The following is a 21668-nucleotide window of genomic DNA, read 5'->3' as shown; positions in this document are numbered from 1 at the left end:
GTTATTGAATATTAGAAATCCATCTTCTTAAAAGTTTTTCTCCAGTTTTACCAGATTTTTCAGGATGAAATTGACAGGCCAACAAATTATCATTTTCAATAATCGCTGTTAATTTTTCAGAACCATAATTAACCTGAGCTGAGATAATATTAGTCTTATCTGGTATTGCATGGTAAGAATGTACAAAATAAACCCAATTATTTAATTCCTTTAGCTCTAGTAAAGTATTTGGCTTTGTAGGTATTAATTGGCACCAACCCATGTGCGGAATTCTTTGGTTAACCATGTAAGGTATTTTTTTTATTTTCCCCTTAAAAATGCCTAGTCCTGGAGCTTTTCCTTCATCACTAGATTCAAAAAGGAGTTGAAGCCCTAAACAAATTCCTAAAAAAGACTTCCCACTATTAATCCAATTTTTCAGATCAGTTATCAAATTTGTATTTGCAAGATTACTCATTGCAGGATCAAAAGATCCAACTCCAGGAAGTATTATCGCCTTACAAGCCTTGGTTTCATTAAAGTTTTTAATTAAAATTATTTCTTCTCCAAGACTTTCTAAAGATTTTGTAACAGAATGAATGTTACCCATCCCATAGTCTATAAGTCCAATTTTATGCAAAGCTTTTTGTTTATAAATGCTTAGTTAATGTGCTCGAAAGAGTTGCTTTTGGTACGGCTCCAACAACAGTATCAACCTTTTGACCACCTTTGAAAATCATTAATGTTGGAATACTTCTAATTCCATATTGACTTGCAACATTTGGGTTCTCATCTGTATTTAATTTAAAAACTTTAATTTTACCTTCAAAGTCTTTTGAGATTTCTTCTACAACTGGTGCAACCATCCTACATGGACCGCACCATGGTGCCCAAAAATCAACCAATACTGGCAGATCACTTTGCAGTACATCCTTGTCAAATGAAGAATCAGTTACGGCTGGAGCTGATGACATAATTTAAGTATTCCTTTAAGAAAATTTAGCAGGCAATTCTTTTAAGTGATGCTTTCATTACAGATAAAATAATATAAGTAACAAAATATCTAAAAAAGCCCGATTAATCGGGCGATTTAGTGTGTGAGGAGTATGGGGTTTCCCCCATTAATTAATAATAACTCCTAAAGCGAAATTTGTTCACTTTAATACTTAATTCACTAAGTTTTTAAGATTTTCTCCATATAAAGAACTATTTACCCATCCCAAGTTGTTGAGCTTTTTGATAAACCTTACCCTCTGTTAGGAGAGATGGTGCAATAACTATTTCAACCTCTTGCATTTCTTTGATATTTCTTGCCCCAAGAGTACTCATTGATGTTCTAATTGCACCTAATAAATTATGAGTCCCATCGTCGAGCAATGCAGGACCTTTAATTATCCTCTCTAAGGATCCTGTACTCCCAACTTCAATTCTTGTACCCCTTGGTAATATAGGACTTGGAGTAGCCATGCCCCAATGAAATCCTTTGCCAGGAGCGTTTGAGGATTTAGCTATCGGCGAACCAATCATTACAGCATCTGCACCGCATGCTAAACATTTACAAATATCCCCGCCAGTCACAATTCCTCCATCCCCGATTATTGGAATATAACGACCGCTTTCTCTAAAAAAATCATCTCTCGCCGAACTACAATCAGCGATTGCGGTTGCTTGAGGTATTCCAATACCTAGTACTCCTCTCGAAGTACATGCAGCTCCAGGGCCTATGCCTACCATTAATCCCGCTACACCTGCCTGCATAAGAAGTTTAGCCACTTCGTAAGTAACACAATTACCAGCAACTACAGGAACTCTCATGGATTTGCAGAGATCTTTAATATTTAAGGATTCCTTGCCTTCCATACCAAGATGTTCAGTTGAAACAACTGTTCCCTGAAGGAAAAATAAATCTATTTTTGAATTATTAAGTGTTTCTCTAAATTTAATAGCAGCTTGAGGGGTTCCACTAAACGCGGCAATACCTCCTCTATCTTTAACTTCATTTATTCTACGTAGTATCAATTCATCCTTGATGGGTTCACTATAAATCTTTTGCATTAAAGGAACAAAATCATTCTTCCCAACTGATGCTATTTGAATTAGTATTTCATCGGGATTTTCATATCGTGTTTGTATGCCTTCCATATTAATGACACCTAGAGCACCTAATTTGGTAAGTTCTACAGCCGTGTCGACATCAACAACGCTGTCCATAGCACTTGCTATGATTGGGACTTCTCTCTTTAAATCACCTATTAACCAAGAAGGATCAGTTAAATCGTAATCAAGGGTTCTTTTCCCAGGGACTAGTGCTATTTCATCAATGCCATAAGCCCTTCTGACTTTTTTGTTTAAACCAAGTTCAATATTCACGGAATTTTTCATTTATTCTGATTAAATTAACAACTAAAGGGGTAATAAGCCAAGGTTTATTCAAAAACAATAGATTTTTTTTTAATTTATGTGTAAATGTGAGTATTTGGGAATTAAATTTATATTTTTTTTTTTTTCATTATGACAAACAACGATTATTATTAAAGAAAGGTTTTTTGTATGTCTGATATTGTAGATTCCGGAAATTCTGGATTAAGTGAAGATAACGATCGAATAATTCAAACCGACTTAAGAAATGAGATGTCTCGCTCTTATCTTGAGTACGCAATGAGCGTTATTGTTGGTCGTGCACTTCCAGATGCGAGAGATGGATTAAAGCCTGTTCATAGAAGAATTCTTTATGCAATGTATGAACTTGGTTTAACTAGTGGAAGACCTTACAGAAAATGTGCAAGAGTTGTCGGAGAGGTACTAGGTAAATACCACCCCCATGGTGATACTGCAGTCTATGATGCTTTAGTGAGGATGGCTCAAGATTTCTCTATGAGGATGCCACTTATAGATGGTCATGGAAACTTTGGTTCTGTAGATAATGATCCTCCAGCAGCAATGAGATATACAGAATCTCGTTTACAGTCTCTTACAGATGAAAGTTTATTAGAAGATATTGAGTCTGAAACTGTAGATTTCGCTGATAACTTTGACGGCTCCCAACAAGAGCCAACAGTATTACCTGCGAGAATACCTCAACTCCTCTTAAATGGATCATCCGGAATAGCAGTGGGAATGGCTACTAATATTCCACCTCATAACTTAGGAGAATTAATCGTTGGTCTTAAATCAATAATCCAAAACCCTTCAATTGAAGATAGAGATCTTTTTGAACTTATTAAGGGTCCTGATTTCCCTACTGGCGGACAAATCTTAGGAAAAGATGGTATTAGAGAAACCTTCAAAACAGGAAAAGGTTCAATAACTATGAGAGGTGTAGCAAATATTGAGCAAATTAAATCAGTTGGGAGGGCAGAAAAAGATGCAGTAATAATTACTGAACTACCTTTTCAAACAAATAAAGCAGCCTTGATCGAGAGAATTGCGGACTTGGTTAATGAGAAAAAATTAGAAGGGATTTCTGATATTAGAGATGAAAGTGATCGAGATGGTATGAGAATTGTTATCGAGCTAAAAAGAGACGCCTACCCCCAAGTAGTTTTAAATAATTTATTTAAGTTGACTCCCCTGCAAAATAATTTCAGTGCAAATATTTTGGCTTTAGTTAAAGGAGAACCTACTACACTTTCACTTCGAAAAATGTTAGATGTATTTCTTGATTTTAGAGTAGCCACAATAAGGCGAAGAACTGGATTTTTATTAAAAAAGGCAGAAGAAAGAGATCACATAATAGAGGGCCTTTTATTAGCTTTGGCTGCTATGGATGAAATTATTAATCTTATAAGATCAGCAAAAGATACAATTTCAGCGCGAGAAAAATTACAAACTGATCATGAGTTAACTTCTATTCAAGCAGAAGCAATCTTGCAAATGCAGTTAAGAAGATTAACAGCCTTAGAAGCCGATAAAATCAAATCAGAACATGATGAATTAACAAAAAAAATCAACCAATATAAACAAATATTGGATAGTAAACAAAGAATTTTTGAGATTATTCTTGAAGAACTTAATAAAATTGATGAGAAATTTTCTTCTCCAAGAAAAACAGAGATACTTGATTTAGGTGGCGGCTTAGATGATATTGATCTTATAGCTAATGACAGATCAGTAGTTTTAATAACTGAAGCAGGATATTTGAAAAGAATGCCTGTTAATGATTTTGAACCTACCAGTCGTGGATCAAGGGGGAAAGCTGGCACAAAGAGTAAAGATGATGATGAGGTGAAATTATCTATAAGCTGTAATGATCATGATACTCTTCTGCTTTTCAGTGATAGAGGGGTAGCTTATGCTTTGCCAGCATATAGAGTTCCTATGAGTAGCAGAACAGCAAAAGGGACTCCATCTGTTCAACTTCTCCCAATACCAAGGGAAGAAAAAATAACTTCACTAGTTGCAGTAGAGTCTTTTGATAACGATTGTTATTTATTAATGCTAACCAAGGCTGGATATATCAAAAGAACTTCACTTTCCGCTTTCTCTAAAATTCGCTCAAATGGCCTAATAGCTATCAATCTTGAGGAGGGAGACGCCTTAACATGGGTCAGATTATCAAAAGAAGGCGATAGTGTTTTAATTGGATCAAGAACTGGAATGGCTATTCATTTCAGATTGGATCTAAACGAATTAAGACCACTTGGAAGGACAGCAAGAGGGGTTAAATCAATGAATCTTAGAGAAGGAGACAATCTTGTATCCATGGATGTCTTAACATCCGATTTAGTGGATCAATTGGCAAAAATTGACGAAGTTAATAAAGAAATTGATGAAAATCTTGAGGTTAACTCTTCAGAAGGACCATGGGTATTGATAGCCAGTGCATTTGGATTAGGGAAGAGAGTACCAGTAACCCAGTTTAGATTACAAAAGAGAGCAGGGATGGGTTTAAGAGCGATAAAATTTAGGATTACAGATGATGTACTAGTTTGTTTGAAAGTCCTGGGTGCGGGAGAAGAATTACTTTTTATTACTGAAAGAGGTGTAATCGTAAGAACAAATGCAGATAAAATTTCTCAGCAATCTAGAGCTGCTACTGGAGTTAAATTACAAAAACTAGACGAGGGGGATCACTTATCAGAAGTAGTACTAGTTCCTCGTGAACAAATAGAGGGAATAGATGAAATAAGCTCAGGGGAAAATAATTAAAAAATAGTTAATTAGATTATATGGAAACTCTTGATATTTTAATTTTAGGTTCAGGTCCTGCAGCATTATGCTTAGCTTCTGAATTAGCCAAGCAGAATCTAAAAATAAAGGGGATATCAACAAAATCTCCAAATGAAAGATGGGAGAATACATATGGGATCTGGGCATCTGAATTGGAAGAATTAGGACTAGAATCTTTGTTATCCCATCGATGGTGCAAAACAGTTAGTTTTTTTGGAAATGGGGAAAATAAAAAGGGGAATATTCCAACAAAACATAATTATGATTATGGTTTAATAAATCAAGAAGCCTTCCAAAGTGAATTATTAAGACAATGCAAAGGAATTGAATGGCTTAATGATACAGCAAAAGATATTAGAGAGAACAATAAATTATCCGAAGTGATTTGTTTTTCTGGTCTTAAAATAAAAGCAAGATTGGTTATTGATGCAAGTGGGCATAAAAGTAATTTTATAAAAAGACCAGTTGAGAATAAAATCGCTCAGCAAGCTGCATATGGAATAGTCGGAAAATTCTCTTCACCGCCAGTTAATAAGGAACAGTTTGTATTAATGGATTTTCGTCCAAATCACTTAAATAAAGAAGAAAAACTTTCCTCTCCCTCCTTTCTTTATGCAATGGATCTAGGGAATGAAACTTTCTTTGTTGAAGAAACTTCATTAGCCAGTTATCCTGCAATATCCCAAGAAAACCTAAAAAAAAGACTTTTACAAAGACTGAATAATAAGGGTATTAAAGTAAGAGAAATTATTCATGAAGAAAATTGTCTTTTTCCAATGAATTTACCTCTTCCATTTAAAAAACAATTTGTATTAGGTTTTGGAGGAGCAGCAAGTATGGTGCACCCTGCATCAGGATATATGATCGGATCTTTATTAAGAAGGGCTCCACTCCTTGCAGAAAAATTGGCAATCTTTTTAAAAGAACCTGATCTAAGTTCTTTTGAGCTGGCAACTCAAGGTTGGGATATCCTATGGCCGTACGAATTAAGACAAAGGCACAAGCTTTATCAATATGGTCTACGACGATTAATGAGTTTTGACGAAAGTAGACTAAGAAGCTTTTTCTCAAATTTCTTTAGATTATCAACCAAGGAATGGGTTGGGTTTTTAACTAATACACTTCCACTTCCAAAATTAATTTACGTAATGAGTAAGATGTTTATAAATTCACCATTAAAAGTAAAACTTGGAATGCTTAACTTAAATTGATTTTTTTATTTTCGCCAGTCATCAATATTAATATTTGAGAAAACCTTATCCTCTTCCTCAATATCCTCAAGAAAATTTATATTAATGGTGGAACTATCTTTTATCATTCCAACTAATTTCCAGAACCTAAATAAATGCCTTTCTATCCTTTCTTTAGCGAGATTAGTTGTAGTTCCAGCTCTAAGGATAAAACTCCAATCAGAGGACTCAGAAAGAAGCAACTCTCTAGCTGCTTGCTTGAAAAGTCTTACAGATAAATCATCATTAAGTTTTTTCGAACATAAATCAACAAAAGCTGAACCTGCTTTTGTAATTTCAGGAACAATCCATGCATTTGAGTCATTAATCCAATAGTTATGGTAACCACCTTGCCCCCAGCTTGAAGGTGATGGATCACATATCTGAATATTTGGCTTTTGAATTAAAAATTCTTTTAAATTTGTTAACTCAATTGAAAATTTAGGAGAGTTCATCAAAATATTCTTAATAAACAAAGGGCCTTCATACCACCAATGTCCAAATAACTCTGCATCAAATGGAGCTACCAACAAAGGCAAAAAAGGGGAAGATAAAGTTAATTTTTCTAATTGTTTAGATCTCTCTAGTAGGTAGTCATTAGCATGATCCGCAGCCTTTTTAATAGCTTCATTTTCAAGGTAAAACTCTTTTTTATCTAGTGATGTTTTTGCATCCGTTATCCTATGATATTTTAATCCCAAAGGTCTTTTACTTGAAATACCTTTCTTTTGGAGCTTAGAGATAGGTAATTCCCATCCCAAATCTTTATGAAATTCTCTATAGACCCCATCTCCAGGAAATCCATCCTTTGCAGACCACACGGGAAGGGTTGACTCACTATCTCTACCGAAGAAAGCAACTCCCTTATTGGAGCAAATTGGAGCATAAACTCCATATCTAGGCCTTGGAGTAGCATTTAAAATGCCATGACCATCTAAAATTGCATATCTAATTCCAGAGTTAAATAGTATTTCATCTAGATTCTCATAATATGCACATTCAGGTAACCAGATACCTAAGGGCTTTGTTCCAAAAATATCTTCATGACTTCTAATTGCTGTATTAATTTGCCCTTTAACCGTTTCAGGATTCTCTCTTAGAATAGGTAAATATCCGTGTGTGGCGGCACAAGTAAGAATATCTAAATTCCCAGATTGATTTAAAACTTTAAACTGCTGAGTTAAATTTCCAGAACATTCCTGCCAATATAAGTATTTTTCATTAAGGTTCTTCAACAAAAATGCAGAGGCATTTTTTTCTTTTTGTGGAAGCTCGCTTAAGAAATCATTTCTTGTTTTAATCCAATATGGGAAGGTTTCCTTAATTTGCTCATTATTTAAAAGTGATAATAATGTTGGAGATAAACTAATAGTAAGTTTTGTATTTTTGGGATTTTCTTTTTTTGAAGATTCTATTGCTTGAAGTAGTGGAATGTAGCATTCCAAGATTGCCTGAAATAACCAATCCTCCTCTAAAGAATTTTTTTCATTTTTTCTAACATAAGGAAGATGAGCATGTAAAACTATCGCTAATTGGCCTAAAACATTTTTTTTTGGGTATTGCCCAACCATATTTTTAATTATTTATGCCTAAAATTCTATAAAAATGAAAATTAACCTTTTATAAAAATAGAAGCTTGAATCTTAAAACAATACTTTAATTAATAAAATTTTTTATATTTTTTTCTCAAATTTTAACCAATATTGTTAAGTCAATACCCAATAGCATTTTTTTATATTGATTAAACATCTAGTCAATTTTTTTTAATTAGCTTAATATAAGTTTAAGTCGTTACTTCTCATGTCCAAAGATCCTGGAAGAATTTTGATCTTTGATACAACTCTTCGAGATGGAGAGCAATCTCCTGGTGCGAGCCTAAATCTTGAGGAAAAGCTTGCTATCGCTCATCAATTAGCAAGATTAGGAGTAGATATTATTGAGGCAGGATTCCCTTTTGCAAGTCCTGGAGATTTTAAAGCTGTTAATAAAATTGCCAATGCTGTAGGAAAAGAAAATGGTCCTACAATATGCGGTTTAGCTAGGGCGTCTAAAGGCGATATAAAGGCATGTTATGAAGCAATAAGTCCAGCCCCCAAGAAAAGAATACATACCTTCATTGCAACAAGCGATATTCACCTTAAACATAAATTAAAAAAATCCAGAAAAGATGTTCTTAACATAGTTCCAGAGATGGTGAATTATGCAAAATCATTTGTCGATGATATTGAGTTCTCTTGTGAAGATGCTTCAAGGAGTGATCCTGAATTTTTATACGAAGTCATTCAACTAGCAATTTCAGCAGGAGCTACAACAATAAATATCCCTGATACTGTTGGATTCACAACCCCTAGTGAATTTGGGAAGTTGGTTGCCGAAATAAATAAAAATGTTCCAAATATTGATGAAGCGGTAATCTCGGTTCACGGTCATAATGATTTAGGTTTAGCGGTTGCCAATTTTCTTGAAGCAGTAAAAAATGGGGCAAGGCAATTAGAGTGTACGATAAATGGGATTGGAGAAAGAGCCGGAAATGCTTCTCTTGAAGAATTAGTAATGGCCTTACATGTTAGGAAAAGTTTTTTTAATAATTTTTTCAAAAGGGATCAAGATTCACCTACTCCACTTACAGCTATAAGGACAGAAGAGATAACAAAAACTTCTAGGCTCGTTTCCAACTTAACTGGAATGACAGTTCAACCCAATAAAGCAATTGTAGGAGCCAACGCCTTTGCCCACGAGTCTGGCATTCATCAAGATGGTGTTTTAAAAAATAGATTAACTTACGAAATTATCGATGCAAAAACTGTTGGCTTAAGCGATAACAAAATATCTTTGGGAAAACTTAGTGGAAGAAGTGCCGTAAGGGCAAGATTAGAGGAGATGGGGTATGACTTGAGTAGGGAAGACTTAAATGATGCTTTTGCTCGTTTTAAAGATTTAGCTGATAGAAAAAGAGAAATTACTGACAGAGATTTAGAAGCAATTGTGAGTGAACAAGTACAGCTTCCAGAAGCTAAATTCCAATTAAGTCTTGTACAAGTAAGTTGTGGTAATGCATCTAAACCTACTGCTACCATAACTCTTCTTAACACTGAAGATAATACTGAGGCTACTGCAGTAGCATTAGGGACTGGACCTGTTGATGCTGTATGCGAAGCTTTAAATAAATTAGCTAAAGTTCCCAATGAATTAATTGAATTCTCTGTAAAGTCGGTAACAGAGGGTATTGATGCTTTGGGCGAAGTAACAATAAGAATAAGAAGGGATAATAAGATATATTCTGGCCATTCGGCTGACACTGATGTAGTTGTTGCAGCTGCGAACGCTTACGTTAATGCTTTAAATAGGTTGGTATTTTCCCAGAAGAAAAATTCAATTCACCCACAATTTGATAACTTAGAAAATCCCAATAAATCATTTCTATCTAATCCTGCAAATTAAATCATTTCTCAGGATTATTAAGCAGCCTTAAAAATATACACAGAATAATGTAGATTAATTTAAGTATAAAGATGTAAATAATGAGAGAAAGATTAATTGGATATTGGGCACTTTCATGGCTTGGATTAATCAGCAATATAATCGCACTTCCAATAATCGCATTGATAATAAGTTTTGGACCGCCATTAAGAGTTGCGAATATAACACTCGCCATAAGCCTTGGCTGGCCTGCTGCAATAGTTGGAATAGTTTCTTCGGCTGCTCTTTTAGCGGAGAGAAAATGGGGAGTAACTTTAACTCTTGTATCCTTGTCAATGGTTATTTCTGGAATGGGCCCTTATTCAGTTGTAAGGCTAATAACTCTTCAAGATATTTTTGGAATTGGTGGTATTACTCTTTTAACAACATTATTAAGCACGTTAGCTCTTTTGTATTGGTGTAATCCAAAACATAGAAGAAGTATAAGGCTATAAATTATTTGGAGAGTTTTATGAAAAAGTATTATTCTTACTAGTTGGATACTGGATTCTTCTATGTCTAATTCTTTTCCATACACTCAAAAACGCCCTTTTGATTAGAAAAATTTCTCCCTTGGATAAATTACTGTCATCTAATTGTCCATCTTCTTGTCGTGAATGAATAATTTTTGATATCGTTTCTAAAGCTTCAATATCTGAAGCATAAATATTCATAGCTCTTAATGCTGCTTCACATCCATCTGCAAGCATTAAAATAGCTGTTTCTTTTGACTGAGGAATAGGCCCTTTGTATCTAAAATTATTTTCATTAATAGCGAGATTTTTTTCTTTGGCTTTTTGAAAAAAATATCCCATTTTCAGAGTGCCTTGATGTTCTGGAATGAAATTAGCAATGGATTGAGGTAATCTGTTTTTTCTAGCATATTTTAATCCTTCATCAACATGAGCCTGTAATACCTCCGCACTTTTGATGGGATCATCTAATTCGTCATGTGGATTCTTTGAGCCATCCTGATTTTCAATAAACCAATTAGGTGCATGCAATTTACCAACATCATGATATAGCGCTCCTGTCTTAATAAGGTCAATGTCACCCCCAATCATCCTTGTAGCTTCCTCTGCTAATCCACAGATTAGTAAGGTATGCTCAAAAGTACCAGGAGCCTCAAGAGACAATCTTCTTATAAGAGGTTTCTCTTTATCAGCTAATTCCAATAATCTTGCTTTAGTTAAAAGTCCAAATAATGATTCAAAAATAGGTATGAATAATATTGTGAAAAGCATTACTATTGCTAATAAAAAGGAATCTGAAAAAATATTACTATTAGCAAAAACAAATTCTTGGTTTTCAATGAGAAATATTTTATCTTTACCTATCAATATCCATTGACTTAAAAAAGCTCCTGTGGGGACAAAAATAGATAATTGGAGCAACTGTGCTCTACTTCTAATTCTTCCTCCAAGTACAGATACTACTGAGGCACAAATTAAAGAAATAAAGAATAAATTATTGTTTATAGTTATTGATGGGTCAGGCCAACTAATGCTGGCTATTGATACCCAAGCCAAAGCCGTGATACTCCCCATCCCTTGAGATATTACTAAAGCAGGTGGAATAAGGATTGATAGTGTACTTATGTTTGAGGCAAAAACTAATTTCGTAGCCTGCACAGTTAAAAGAAGAGTTATGATCAAGATAATTTGTCTTGAAGTAATTTTAGGATTCTCCTTTTTGGAAACTAATATTAAAATTCCAGAACTTATTAGTACTTCAGTAAAAGTCAATAACCAAGAATAGAAGGCTGAAAGGTCTAAAGGTGATGTTAAAAGTAATTTGTAAGAAGAAATTATTGAAATTAAAATGCATATTAGAAAAATTATAAGATTGTCAATTTTTGAAATTGCAATTAATCGTTTTATTGGAACTTGACTTCTCCTCCATAGATAAAACAATTTTTTTAAGGAAGTTGTAATGTTTTGCACAGAATATGAATAAATCTATTTGATTAATTTAAGATTATAGGCATGCTAGGTGTAAAAGGGAGATGTTTTTCTAAATGTCATTAAAATTAGATGGTAAAAAATTATCTCTTGAAATTGAGGAAAAATTAATTAACTATATTTCTAGTAATCAAAAAATTGCAAAAAGAGCTCCCGGTTTAGCCGTAATAAGAATAGGGGAGGACCCAGCAAGTGGTGTTTATGTTAAGAATAAGGAAAAAGCATGTTCAAGAGTTGGAATTAAAAGCTTTATCTTTCACCTAAAAGAAAATGTAGAACAAAAAGAAGTTGAAGAATTAATAAACAAACTTAACTTTGACAATACGATTGATGGAATGTTGCTACAACTGCCCATCGCAAAAAAGTTTGATGAGCAAAGATTAATTAGTTTTATCAATCCAAGCAAAGATGTTGATGGATTAAATGAAAAAAACATTGGTAAATTAGTTAAAAATGAGCCAGCAATGAGATCTTGTACACCTGCAGGAATTATTAATTTACTAAGATCCCAAAATATTTCAATTGAAGGTAAGAAAATTGTTGTTATTGGAAGAAGTTTACTAGTTGGGAAGCCTTTATCACTGATGTTATTAAATCTAAATGGCACTGTAACAATGACTCATTCAAAAACATTAAATTTAAATAAAGTCTGTAAAGAAGCTGACATACTAATCGCTGCTGCAGGAAAACCTAATCTCATTGACTCTAGTTTTGTGAAGGAGGGAGCAGTAATTATTGATGTTGGAATACATAGATTAAAAAGTTCCGACAAAAATAAAACCCGATTATGTGGAGATGTATTATTAGAAGATGTTATTCCTAAAGTATTTGCTTACACACCTGTGCCTGGAGGTGTTGGACCAATGACTGTAACAATGTTACTGGTAAATACTATTTCCAGCTGGCAAAAACAATTTGGTTTATCATCAACTCTTAATGACCTATTGCCATAAATCCAAAGATGAAAAAATTATTACTAAAGATATAAAATGAATGAAGTTATAAAAAATATTCCTGATTTCGAAAAATATCTCCAAGACACAAAAAAGGTCGTAGAAGAAGCACTTGATTTCTCCCTAGGCCCTGAGAATCCAGAAATACTAAGAGAATCAATGAGATATTCACTTTTAGCTGGAGGGAAAAGAATACGTCCAATTTTATGTTTAGCATCTTGTTCACTAGCTGGAGGAGAACCATCGCTAGCTGTTCCTACTGCAGTAGCGATAGAGATGATTCATACCATGTCCTTGATTCATGATGATTTACCAGCGATGGACAATGATGACTTGAGAAGAGGACGGCCAACAAATCATAAAGTTTATGGAGATGCGATAGCTATTCTTGCTGGCGATGCATTATTAACCAGGGCTTTTGAAATGGTTTCTTTAAGAAGCCCTGGAGTCGATCCCACTAGATTATTAAATGTAGTTGGTGAACTATCCTTAGTTGCTGGTGCACCCGGCCTCGTAGGGGGGCAAGTTGTTGATTTAGAGTGTGAAGGCAAAGAAGTTGACCTTGAAACACTCGAATATATACATCTTCATAAAACTGGAGCTTTATTAAAAGCCTGCGTAAGAACAGGTGCGATGATAGCAGGAGCTAATGAAAAATTATTACAAGCTCTAACAATATATGCAGAGGGGATAGGGTTAGCATTTCAAATCATAGATGATATCCTCGATTTGACTTCAAGCAGTGAAACACTTGGGAAAACCGCAGGTAAAGATCTTTTAGCTGACAAAACTACATATCCAAAATTACTTGGAATGGAAGAGTCAAAGAAAAGAGCTATTGATTTAGTAGAAAAAGCAAAAAAGGCAATTGAACCTTGGGGTCCAGATGCAAAGTATTTAATATCCCTAGCTGACTTTATTACGAATAGAGATAGATAAAAAATTAAATTTATGTCTGAGTTTATTTCCTTTTTTAATAATTCTGTTCTTTTCTGGAGTTTATTAGCTTGTTTATTAGCTCAATTTTTTAAGATCATATTTAATTTCTTTTCTACAGGAACGTTAAGATTCGGAATTATGTTTGAAACAGGTGGTATGCCTTCAAGTCATTCCGCCTTAATAACTGGTGCTGCATCTGGTATAGGTTATGAGTTGGGATTTGATAGCTCATTATTCGCATTATCGGTTGCTGTAGCACTAATAGTTATGTATGACGCTAGTGGCGTTCGAAAATCAGCTGGAATACAAGCTGCAGAAATCAATAAAATATCAAAAAAACTAGACCCTCAATCTGAATTATTTTTAAAAGAAACCCTTGGGCATACAAAAGTTGAAGTCATAGTGGGGAGTTTTTTAGGACCATTAATTACTTTGCCTGGAATGTTTTTTTTAGGTTCCCCTCTCAAAATATTTGATTTGATAATGAATTAAGAATCTTTTGAAAAACTAATTTGGGTGGCATCTAAAAAGTTTTTTGCAACTTCTGGAGAACTTGGCAAATGTAAATGAATCCAACTTGCATGTAATTTATCATCAAAAAAGCCTTCATTTTTGTATTCAGTTTTCCAAGATTTAATTTTCCATGGGGAAGAAATTTTCTTCTGATGTTCAGCTTTTCTTAAATCATGTTCAGATAAATAATTTTCAATTTCCCAATAATGAAATTCATGTCCTCTAATTAATTGATTTTGTTTAATGATCGGAGTATCTTTTAAACCCTCAATATATCTATAACCTACTGAAAGTTTACTTTTTTTTGATCTAAAAGGCAGGATACCACTCATTTTATGATTATTACCATTTTCATCTTTTATAAAGTCTCCTAAAATCATCATCCCTCCACACTCTGCATATATAAATCCATTTTTGCGGAATTTCCTTAACGAATTTAAGCTTTTTATTGAGTTACTAATGTGATAAGCGTATTTTTCAGGGAATCCCCCTGGAATAATTAAAGAAGAAGCCTCACTAGGTATTTCTTCATTATCAAAAATACTCCATGAAATCAATGGAATTCCTATTTCACTCAAAAACTCCTTAGTTTCGGGGTATTGAAAATGAAAGATTTTATCTTCTGCAATTGCAATAGGTTTACTTTTATCAATTTTTAAATCTTCAAAACTGACAGAATTAAGTATTTTTTGTTGAGGAGATTTTAGGAATTTAATTAGAGAAAATACATCAAGATTTCTTTCAGCGAAATCCGCAAAATATTCAACATCAATTTCTTTACCATTATCCAATGGAGAAATCAATCCTAAATTAGCTTTGTCTAAAGTTATTTTTGAATCTGATGGTAAAAAACCAAGAATTTCTATATCTTCATTTTTAAAAACTTCTTCGATTAATTTTTTATGTCTATCTGAATTAACGTTGTTAAATATAATTCCTACTATTGACAACTCACTATCGAATTCTCTAAAACCTCGAACAGTCGCTAAAAGAGAAGCAACTTGACCTCTTGCATTAACAATAAAGATTACTGGAACATTGAGAAGTTTAGAGATATTTGCTGTGCTGGAATAGGTCGTTGACCCTAACCCATCAAATAGACCCATTGCTCCTTCAATTAATGAGAATTCATATTGCAAAGAATGTTTTAAAAAACTTTCTTGGACCCATTCCTCACCACTTAAAAAAATATCTAAATTCCTACAAATAGGTTGGCCAATAGAACTAAGCTGTTGTTGATCAAGATAATCTGGGCCTACCTTAAAAGTTTGTATCTTTATCCCTTTAGAGAACGCCCAGCAAGATATCAAAAGCGATAATGTAGTTTTCCCACTATCAGTTGAAGGAGAAGATATTACACAAGGCATTTATTAGTTTTTAAAACCATTAAATATTTGAAGAGCTATTTTAATAGAGTTTTCAAAAAGAGGACTTGTATGACCTCTACTACTTCCCAATAATTTACTAACATCATGCTCTGATGTGGAAAAAGAATTTGGAACAACTTGTTCTATCAATTCCATATTAGCCATTCCCCCTGCTTCAAGTCTCATACATTCCACTGATTCACAACCAAGAATTACACAAGTATTATTTTTTTGAACCTCGCTAATTTTTGAAATCAACCTCAATCCAACAACTTGTCCTGAATGAATACTTGGATTTCCCAAAGATAGGGGTTTAATTGATGCAGAAATTATTTCGCCATTAATCCTTTCAAACTCTATTTTTGTTGATTCTGTATGCCTTTCAACTCTTAGAAAAGACCAACCAAGTTTATCGCAAATCCATGAGATCAAAAACAAAGCTTGAATAACATGATCTCCTGCAATATCAATATCAATATCAGTAATATGATCTAAAATTGGTCTCCTCGAAGGCGGATCAAAAATCATTGCTAATGACTCCCTCCAATTTTTCAACCTAACCCAATTTAAATCATTAATAGCCTTATTTGAATTATTTAATTGATCTAAAACTTTTAGACATCTATTAGGTGATCCAAAAGCACTATCAATTATTAACCTTAGACCATAATCAGTAAAATATTCGAAAATTTCAGGGGATTCATCCAAGCTTCCATTCCACCACAACCAAGAAGGTAATTTATCAATAGATAATTCATCAATTATTTTTAATCCTTTATTGGATATTGAGGCTGAGTCCCCTCTAATTACAACTAAATCACCACATATAGATTGTGTATCTGGAGTATCACTTAATGGACAGTAAGCTGACACAAAAGTTTTGATATCTGGATTCTTATTTAACGTTGGAGCTAGAGTTATTAATCTTCTTGGATTCAATGTACTTATTGATGATTCAAAAAATTGTCCTCTAAAGTCTTCAACGTCTTTATTGGAAAAATTTTCCTTCAATAAATTCAATAATTCTTCACTGTTGAGGGCAGTACTGATAGGAAGTCCTTGATCTAATATAAATTTTTTAGCAATTTCAATTATCTCTGGACTTAAATTTCCAGTAATTGGCCCATTTACTAATCCTTTTTGAACCAAACATTGTTCTAACCAAGAAGGCTGCCAGACCATTAATGTAAAAGTATTAGCTCCAGTATTATCTTTATCTTCTGAAATCCATAATTTGTTAAGATAATTAGAAATTTCCTGATAAGGCAGCTCTAATGGGGTTTGAAGTGTTAATTGAGGTCTCATTTTTAAGGTCTGCGCCAGAAAATATTATCTTTTGAAAGTAATTGATCCGACTCAGGAGGTCCCCAAGTCATAGATTCATAATTATAAATAGGTAACTTCCAAGGGGAATTATCCATCAATTCTATTAATGGCGTATAAAGTTTCCAGGCAGCCTCGACTTCATCACTTCTAGTAAATAAGGTTGGGTCAGAAAGCATTGCATCAGCTAATAATCTTACATAGCCTTCATCTGAGGGTTCACCAAATGATTCATCGTAAGAAAACTCCATCTCAACAGGTCTGGATTTCATTCCAGAGCCAGGAGATTTTACTTCAAACTTGAAAGTAGCACCTTCATTTGGCTGAATTCTAAGGATAAGTTGATTTGGGGCAGGATTAATTATTGTCGATTCAAATAAATGGACAGGAACATCCTTAAAAGTTAGGACTATTTCTCCAAGCCTTTTAGGTAATCTTTTTCCTGTTCTCAAGTAAAAAGGAACCCCTTGCCAACGCCAGTTATCAACGAAAACTTTTGTCGCGATATAAGTTTCTGTTGTGCTATTACAATTAACCCCATCTTCCTGCCTATAACCTTTGAGTCGATTTGAGATGTTTCCTCCTTCTCCATATTGACCTCTTATGCAACAATTCCAAGGTTCATTTTCGTCAGCAAGTTTTGAAGCTTGAAGAACCTTAGCTTTTTCATTTCTTATTGCTTCTGGTTCAAATTTCCCAGGAGGTTCCATAGCAGTAACAGCAAGCATTTGAGTCATATGATTTTGAAGCATATCTCTTAAAGCACCAGAGCTTTCGTAATAACCTGCTCGATCTTCAACACCTACTGTTTCAGATGAAGTAATTTGAATACTTGATATATAATTTCTGTTCCATATTGGTTCAAAAATAGTGTTCGCAAACCTTAAAACAAGAATATTTTGAACCGTCTCTTTACCTAAATAATGATCAATCCTATAAATCTGACTTTCTTCAGCACAACTTTGAACTATCTTATTTAATTTTTTTGCACTTGAATAATCTCTTCCAAAAGGTTTTTCAATCACTAAACGACTTTTCTTAGGGTCATCTAAGAGGCCAGCTGCTTTAAGAGCTTTACATCCACTTGCATAGAAATTAGGAGAAACTGATAAATAAAATGTTCTATTCCCATGAGTAGCTTGTGTTTTATCAATTTCATTTAATCTTTTAGAAAGCCGTACGACATGATCACTTTGTTGTAAATCAACTGGTTCATAGAAAAGATAATTAGAAAATTGTTCCCACTCCCTTTCTTTTCCAGCTATTTGATTAGATAGCTTTACTTTCATCTTTTCTCTAAACTCATTATCAGTCCAAGGTCTTCTCGCACAACCAATGATTCCAAATTCACTAGGAATTCTTCTTTGCAAATAGAGTTCAAATAAGGCTGGTATTAATTTTCTATGAGTAAGGTCTCCACTAGCACCAAATATTACTAAGCATTGAGGAAAAATTACTCTTTCCTGTCGTAAACCTAATCTTAGAGGATTACTTAAAGTTGAGTGCATCTTTTTAGTATTCTTATTTTAAAATCCTATTTTTTTCTAAAATTAGCTACATATTGTGTCTAAACCAAAAAGTATTTAGTAAGTTAAACCTGAATCTAAATAAAAAAATATTAGTAAGTTTCTACATGCCATCTACCCGCTTTTTTAAGTTGAGGTCTTAATTCTGACCAGTTTAATCCTTTTTCTTCAGCCGCCTTTGACATGGCTTCATCTATTCCTGGCTCCATACCTTTTAAACCACAAAGGTATATATGTGTCTTCTCGTCTTCAATCATGTTGAAAAGTTCGTTCGCTGACTCCAAAACTCTGTCTTGAATATACATTCTTCCTCCTTTTGTATTTTGCTGCTCACGGCTAATAGCTTTAGTATATTTGAAATTATCTGGGTAATCAGTAAGATATCTTTGAAGATCTTCCTCGTATAACAAATTAGCTGATTTTGGGGCGCCCATAAATAGCCAAGCTTTACCTTTAAAATTCCATTTATTTTTTTCTTTTTCAGTTGCTTCGAACATTCTTCTCAGGTAGGCTCTCATGGGAGCTATCCCAGTTCCAGTCGCCAACATAACTATATTTGCATCCTCTTCGTCTGGTAGAAGCATCTCTTTACCAACAGGACCTGTAATTTTTACTTTATCTCCTGGCTTAATATCGCATAAGTAAGTGGAACAAACACCGTTTATAGTTTCTCCATCTTTTTCGTACTGTAGCTGTCTAACACAAAGAGAAACAGTATTACCTTTAAAATCATCTCCGTGTCTAGTACTAGCTATTGAGTAAAGTCTTAATTTATGAGGCTTTCCATTTGAATCTTCTCCAGCAGGCATGATACCAATACTTTGACCCTCAACATAATTTAAGAATGGATCACTATCTTTCAGGTCGAAGGTTATGTGATTAACTCTACCAATAGCTCCATCTTTAAGAAGACTATAGTTTTCAATTACTGTGCCTACATAGGGTGTTTTTGGTCTATAGATATTTACTGGTACATCAGCATGTTTCTTCTTAACTACAGTATTACTTTCTACCTTTGCGACAGGGGACGGTTTAGGAGCTGATTTTTGTTCAACAGGTTTTACAGGTGATTTTTTTAGTTCTGTACCTTGCGGGAAGTTTGAGGCTCTTTTACTAAAAAATTTTTGAATAAAAGAAAAAACTCCTATTACTACTGGTATATGAGCTAAGCCACCTGCGATAACTGTTGATTGTGAGTACATTTTTTAGTTTTCTATATATAAAAGATTATCAATTTGTAGTTTAATTTGTTGTTATTTTACAAAAATGGTTACGTTTTGAGATCGGAATAATTTAATAGAATTATTTTTATTTTTCAGTATTTATTGTTTTTATCAGTATAGTTACACAGAAATAATTTTTTATCTAATTAAAAAATTCGTTTATGAATAATCCTCAAGAATCAGTACATCATTCTAAAACTATTGATTACAGGACAATTGAGCAAACGATGGAAAAGCTTTCTGGCGGAACAAGAAGACTTGCAGCTCAACTTACAACTTCTGCAAGTTTTGATTCATTGTGGAATGTTTTAACAGACTATGATCGGCTAAATCTTTACATACCCAATCTATTGTCGAGTAAAAAAATATATCAAAAAAACAATAATGTACATTTAAAACAAGTTGGGGCTCAGGATTTTCTTGGAATGAAATTTTCAGCTGAAGTAACTATCGATTTATTTGAAGATAAGGAGCTTGGCCTTTTAAAATTTGATTTAATTAAAGGAGATTTCAGAAAATTTGAAGGAAGTTGGAAAATTCAAAAAATTAAGGATACTTCAAAAAATTCATTAATTTACGATCTAACTGTTCAAGGGTGTCAGTGGATGCCTATAGGAATGATAGAGAAAAGGCTGAAAAAGGATCTTTCTGAAAATTTAATTGCCGTAGATAGACAAGCTAAATCCTCAAAAAATTAGTTTAAAAATTTTAATAATAGCCCCAAGGGGATTCGAACCCCTGTCGCCTCCGTGAAAGGGAGGTGTCCTAGGCCTCTAGACGATGGGGCCACAGGAATCAGCATAACAGCTTATTAAAAATTAAGAGTAAGCCTAGCCTTTCGTCAAGTATTGTTGCTCTTTGTTTTGTCCTTGCCACACAGGAACAGTAAAATGGAAGCATGAGCCTACACCAATTTCAGATACCACCCATATTCTTCCCCCATGTACTTGCACTATTCTCCTACATACAGATAACCCAATCCCAAATCCTGAAGTACCTTCAGAAGTCTGTGGAAGCCTGACTCTATCAAGAAAAATTCTTTTTTGTTCGCTCAAAGGAATACCTGCACCTTTGTCACAAATTGTTATTTCTACCCATTGATTCGTTTTGTGAATCATTGTAATTTTTATAGACCCTGCGTCTTCAGAAAATTTAATTGCATTTTCAATTAAATTTAAAAATACTTGCCTCATTCTTCTTTGATCTGCGAATACATCTGGCAGGTCTGATGGAATATCAGTATCAATTTCAATATTCCTTATTCTCCAAAATTTCTCTAATTCAAGTATTACTTCAGCACTAATACTACCCAAATCAATTTTCTGAGGATTAAATAACGCTTCCCATTTGGTTGTTCCAACCTCTAAAAGGTCTTGAGATAAGAGTTCAATCTCTTCTAACCGTCTTTTAATGACCTCTTGCAATTTTGCAATATTTATTTGTCCAAGTTTTTGACTCTGAACTGCCAAAGTGGCGGCTGTTAAGGGGGTTCTTAATTCGTGCGCGACCATTCTTAATAATCTCTCTTGCGATTCTATTCTTTTCGTTAAGGTCTCATTTTCTTGTCTTAAAACAAGAAGTTCGTCTTCAAGAAGAAATTCTTTTTGAGTTCTTGTTGAATCAATTTTAGATGGTTGTAAATTAATTCCTAGATTTTTTGTTAAGCCCTCTTGTGTCCACCTCGGCAACCATTTCTGTAGTTGAGAAAAAATATTACTTCCAGCAAATATTTGCTTTGGAGCTGGAGAAACTTTTATAAGAGCCGGAATTGCTACTAATCTATGCAATTCAAGTAATTCAGGCTGCTCTGTAGGTTCTGAAATCTGAAGAGATATTTCAAATTTACAATCATCTGATTCTAAATAAGCTAGTAAAGACTTTATATCAGCGCTAGAAAGTTGATTTCTAGCTGCTATGAGTATTAACTTTAGCTCTTTTTTATCATTCAAATGATTCACCCTGAAGTGTTGAAAAGCTGTTAATCCTTATGAACACATTAAGATATTTATATTTATTCTACAGATAAG

The 21668-nt window shown here is 33.8% G+C and carries 18 protein-coding genes and 1 tRNA gene; 8 read left to right on the top strand and 11 right to left on the bottom strand.

Features of this window, described 5'->3' with window-relative positions; genetic code table 11:
* Position 1: 1 nt before the first annotated feature.
* From hisH to JJ842_09160, 3 genes are all read right to left on the bottom strand, one after another.
* Complete coding sequence (gene hisH / locus JJ842_09170) at positions 2–619, bottom strand: imidazole glycerol phosphate synthase subunit HisH (protein MBO6972081.1); 618 nt, start codon at positions 617–619, stop codon at positions 2–4.
* Between the two features lie 10 nt (positions 620–629).
* A complete protein-coding gene (trxA, locus tag JJ842_09165; GenBank protein MBO6972080.1) occupies positions 630–953 on the bottom strand; it encodes a thioredoxin in 324 nt (107 codons plus the stop codon).
* Positions 954–1185: 232 nt separating this feature from the next.
* A complete protein-coding gene (locus JJ842_09160; protein MBO6972079.1) occupies positions 1186–2349 on the bottom strand; it encodes a GuaB3 family IMP dehydrogenase-related protein in 1164 nt (387 codons plus the stop codon).
* A 180-nt stretch (positions 2350–2529) separates the two neighbouring features.
* Here JJ842_09160 and gyrA point away from each other — a divergent pair, with 180 nt between their 5' ends.
* Positions 2530–5127: a DNA gyrase subunit A gene (gene gyrA, locus JJ842_09155; GenBank protein MBO6972078.1), complete on the top strand. Its 2598-nt coding sequence runs from the start codon at positions 2530–2532 to the stop codon at positions 5125–5127.
* Between the two features lie 20 nt (positions 5128–5147).
* Positions 5148–6359, top strand: a complete 1212-nt coding sequence (locus JJ842_09150) for a lycopene cyclase family protein (GenBank protein ID MBO6972077.1) — start codon at positions 5148–5150, stop codon at positions 6357–6359.
* A gap of 5 nt (positions 6360–6364) precedes the next feature.
* Here the strand turns inward: JJ842_09150 and JJ842_09145 are convergent, their stop codons facing one another.
* On the bottom strand, positions 6365–7948 hold the full coding sequence (locus tag JJ842_09145; protein MBO6972076.1) for a DUF1957 domain-containing protein: 1584 nt from the start codon (positions 7946–7948) through the stop codon (positions 6365–6367).
* Positions 7949–8177: 229 nt separating this feature from the next.
* Between JJ842_09145 and JJ842_09140 the strand changes: the two genes are divergently transcribed.
* Positions 8178–9818, top strand: a complete 1641-nt coding sequence (locus JJ842_09140) for a 2-isopropylmalate synthase (protein MBO6972075.1) — start codon at positions 8178–8180, stop codon at positions 9816–9818.
* An 80-nt stretch (positions 9819–9898) separates the two neighbouring features.
* Entirely contained in the window at positions 9899–10291 is a 393-nt protein-coding gene (locus JJ842_09135; GenBank protein ID MBO6972074.1) for a hypothetical protein, read from the top strand.
* Positions 10292–10306: 15 nt separating this feature from the next.
* Here the strand turns inward: JJ842_09135 and JJ842_09130 are convergent, their stop codons facing one another.
* Positions 10307–11779, bottom strand: coding sequence for an HDIG domain-containing protein (locus JJ842_09130; protein ID MBO6972073.1), 1473 nt, complete (start codon positions 11777–11779; stop codon positions 10307–10309).
* 74 nt (positions 11780–11853) lie between these two features.
* On the opposite strand from JJ842_09130, the gene folD reads away from it, so the two are divergent.
* Genes folD through JJ842_09115 form a run of 3 tightly spaced genes read left to right on the top strand, consistent with a single transcriptional unit; the run spans position 11854 to position 14181 of the window.
* Positions 11854–12750, top strand: a complete 897-nt coding sequence (folD, locus tag JJ842_09125; protein MBO6972072.1) for a bifunctional methylenetetrahydrofolate dehydrogenase/methenyltetrahydrofolate cyclohydrolase FolD — start codon at positions 11854–11856, stop codon at positions 12748–12750.
* 36 nt (positions 12751–12786) lie between these two features.
* Complete coding sequence (locus JJ842_09120; protein ID MBO6972071.1) at positions 12787–13689, top strand: polyprenyl synthetase family protein; 903 nt, start codon at positions 12787–12789, stop codon at positions 13687–13689.
* Between the two features lie 12 nt (positions 13690–13701).
* Positions 13702–14181, top strand: a complete 480-nt coding sequence (locus JJ842_09115; GenBank protein MBO6972070.1) for a divergent PAP2 family protein — start codon at positions 13702–13704, stop codon at positions 14179–14181.
* On the opposite strand, the gene JJ842_09110 is transcribed toward JJ842_09115, so the two are convergent.
* The 4 genes from JJ842_09110 to JJ842_09095 all read right to left on the bottom strand — a co-directional run bounded on the left by JJ842_09110 (position 14178) and on the right by JJ842_09095 (position 19620).
* Positions 14178–15569 carry a cobyrinate a,c-diamide synthase gene (locus tag JJ842_09110; GenBank protein MBO6972069.1) on the bottom strand — a complete coding sequence of 464 codons (1392 nt, stop codon included), beginning with the start codon at positions 15567–15569 and terminating at the stop codon, positions 14178–14180. The genes JJ842_09115 and JJ842_09110 overlap by 4 nt on opposite strands.
* A gap of 3 nt (positions 15570–15572) precedes the next feature.
* Positions 15573–16874: a glucose-6-phosphate dehydrogenase assembly protein OpcA gene (locus JJ842_09105; protein ID MBO6972068.1), complete on the bottom strand. Its 1302-nt coding sequence runs from the start codon at positions 16872–16874 to the stop codon at positions 15573–15575.
* A 2-nt stretch (positions 16875–16876) separates the two neighbouring features.
* The gene (locus JJ842_09100; GenBank protein ID MBO6972067.1) at positions 16877–18400 is read right to left on the bottom strand and encodes a glucose-6-phosphate dehydrogenase; all 1524 of its coding nucleotides are present in this window, start codon (positions 18398–18400) and stop codon (positions 16877–16879) included.
* 110 nt (positions 18401–18510) lie between these two features.
* On the bottom strand, positions 18511–19620 hold the full coding sequence (locus JJ842_09095) for a ferredoxin-NADP reductase (protein ID MBO6972066.1): 1110 nt from the start codon (positions 19618–19620) through the stop codon (positions 18511–18513).
* A 182-nt stretch (positions 19621–19802) separates the two neighbouring features.
* On the opposite strand from JJ842_09095, the gene JJ842_09090 reads away from it, so the two are divergent.
* On the top strand, positions 19803–20339 hold the full coding sequence (locus JJ842_09090) for an oligoketide cyclase (protein ID MBO6972065.1): 537 nt from the start codon (positions 19803–19805) through the stop codon (positions 20337–20339).
* 17 nt (positions 20340–20356) lie between these two features.
* On the opposite strand, the gene JJ842_09085 is transcribed toward JJ842_09090, so the two are convergent.
* Both JJ842_09085 and JJ842_09080 read right to left on the bottom strand, forming a co-directional pair.
* A tRNA-Glu gene (locus JJ842_09085) sits at positions 20357–20429 on the bottom strand.
* Between the two features lie 42 nt (positions 20430–20471).
* Positions 20472–21590: a histidine kinase gene (locus tag JJ842_09080; GenBank protein MBO6972064.1), complete on the bottom strand. Its 1119-nt coding sequence runs from the start codon at positions 21588–21590 to the stop codon at positions 20472–20474.
* Between the last annotated feature and the right edge of the window lie 78 nt (positions 21591–21668).

Source organism: Prochlorococcus marinus CUG1433, from assembly GCA_017644425.1.
Taxonomy (GTDB): domain Bacteria; phylum Cyanobacteriota; class Cyanobacteriia; order PCC-6307; family Cyanobiaceae; genus Prochlorococcus_A; species Prochlorococcus_A marinus_U.
The sequence above is the reverse complement of the archived record's forward strand: the minus strand, read 5'-3'. Positions and strand labels throughout refer to the sequence as shown.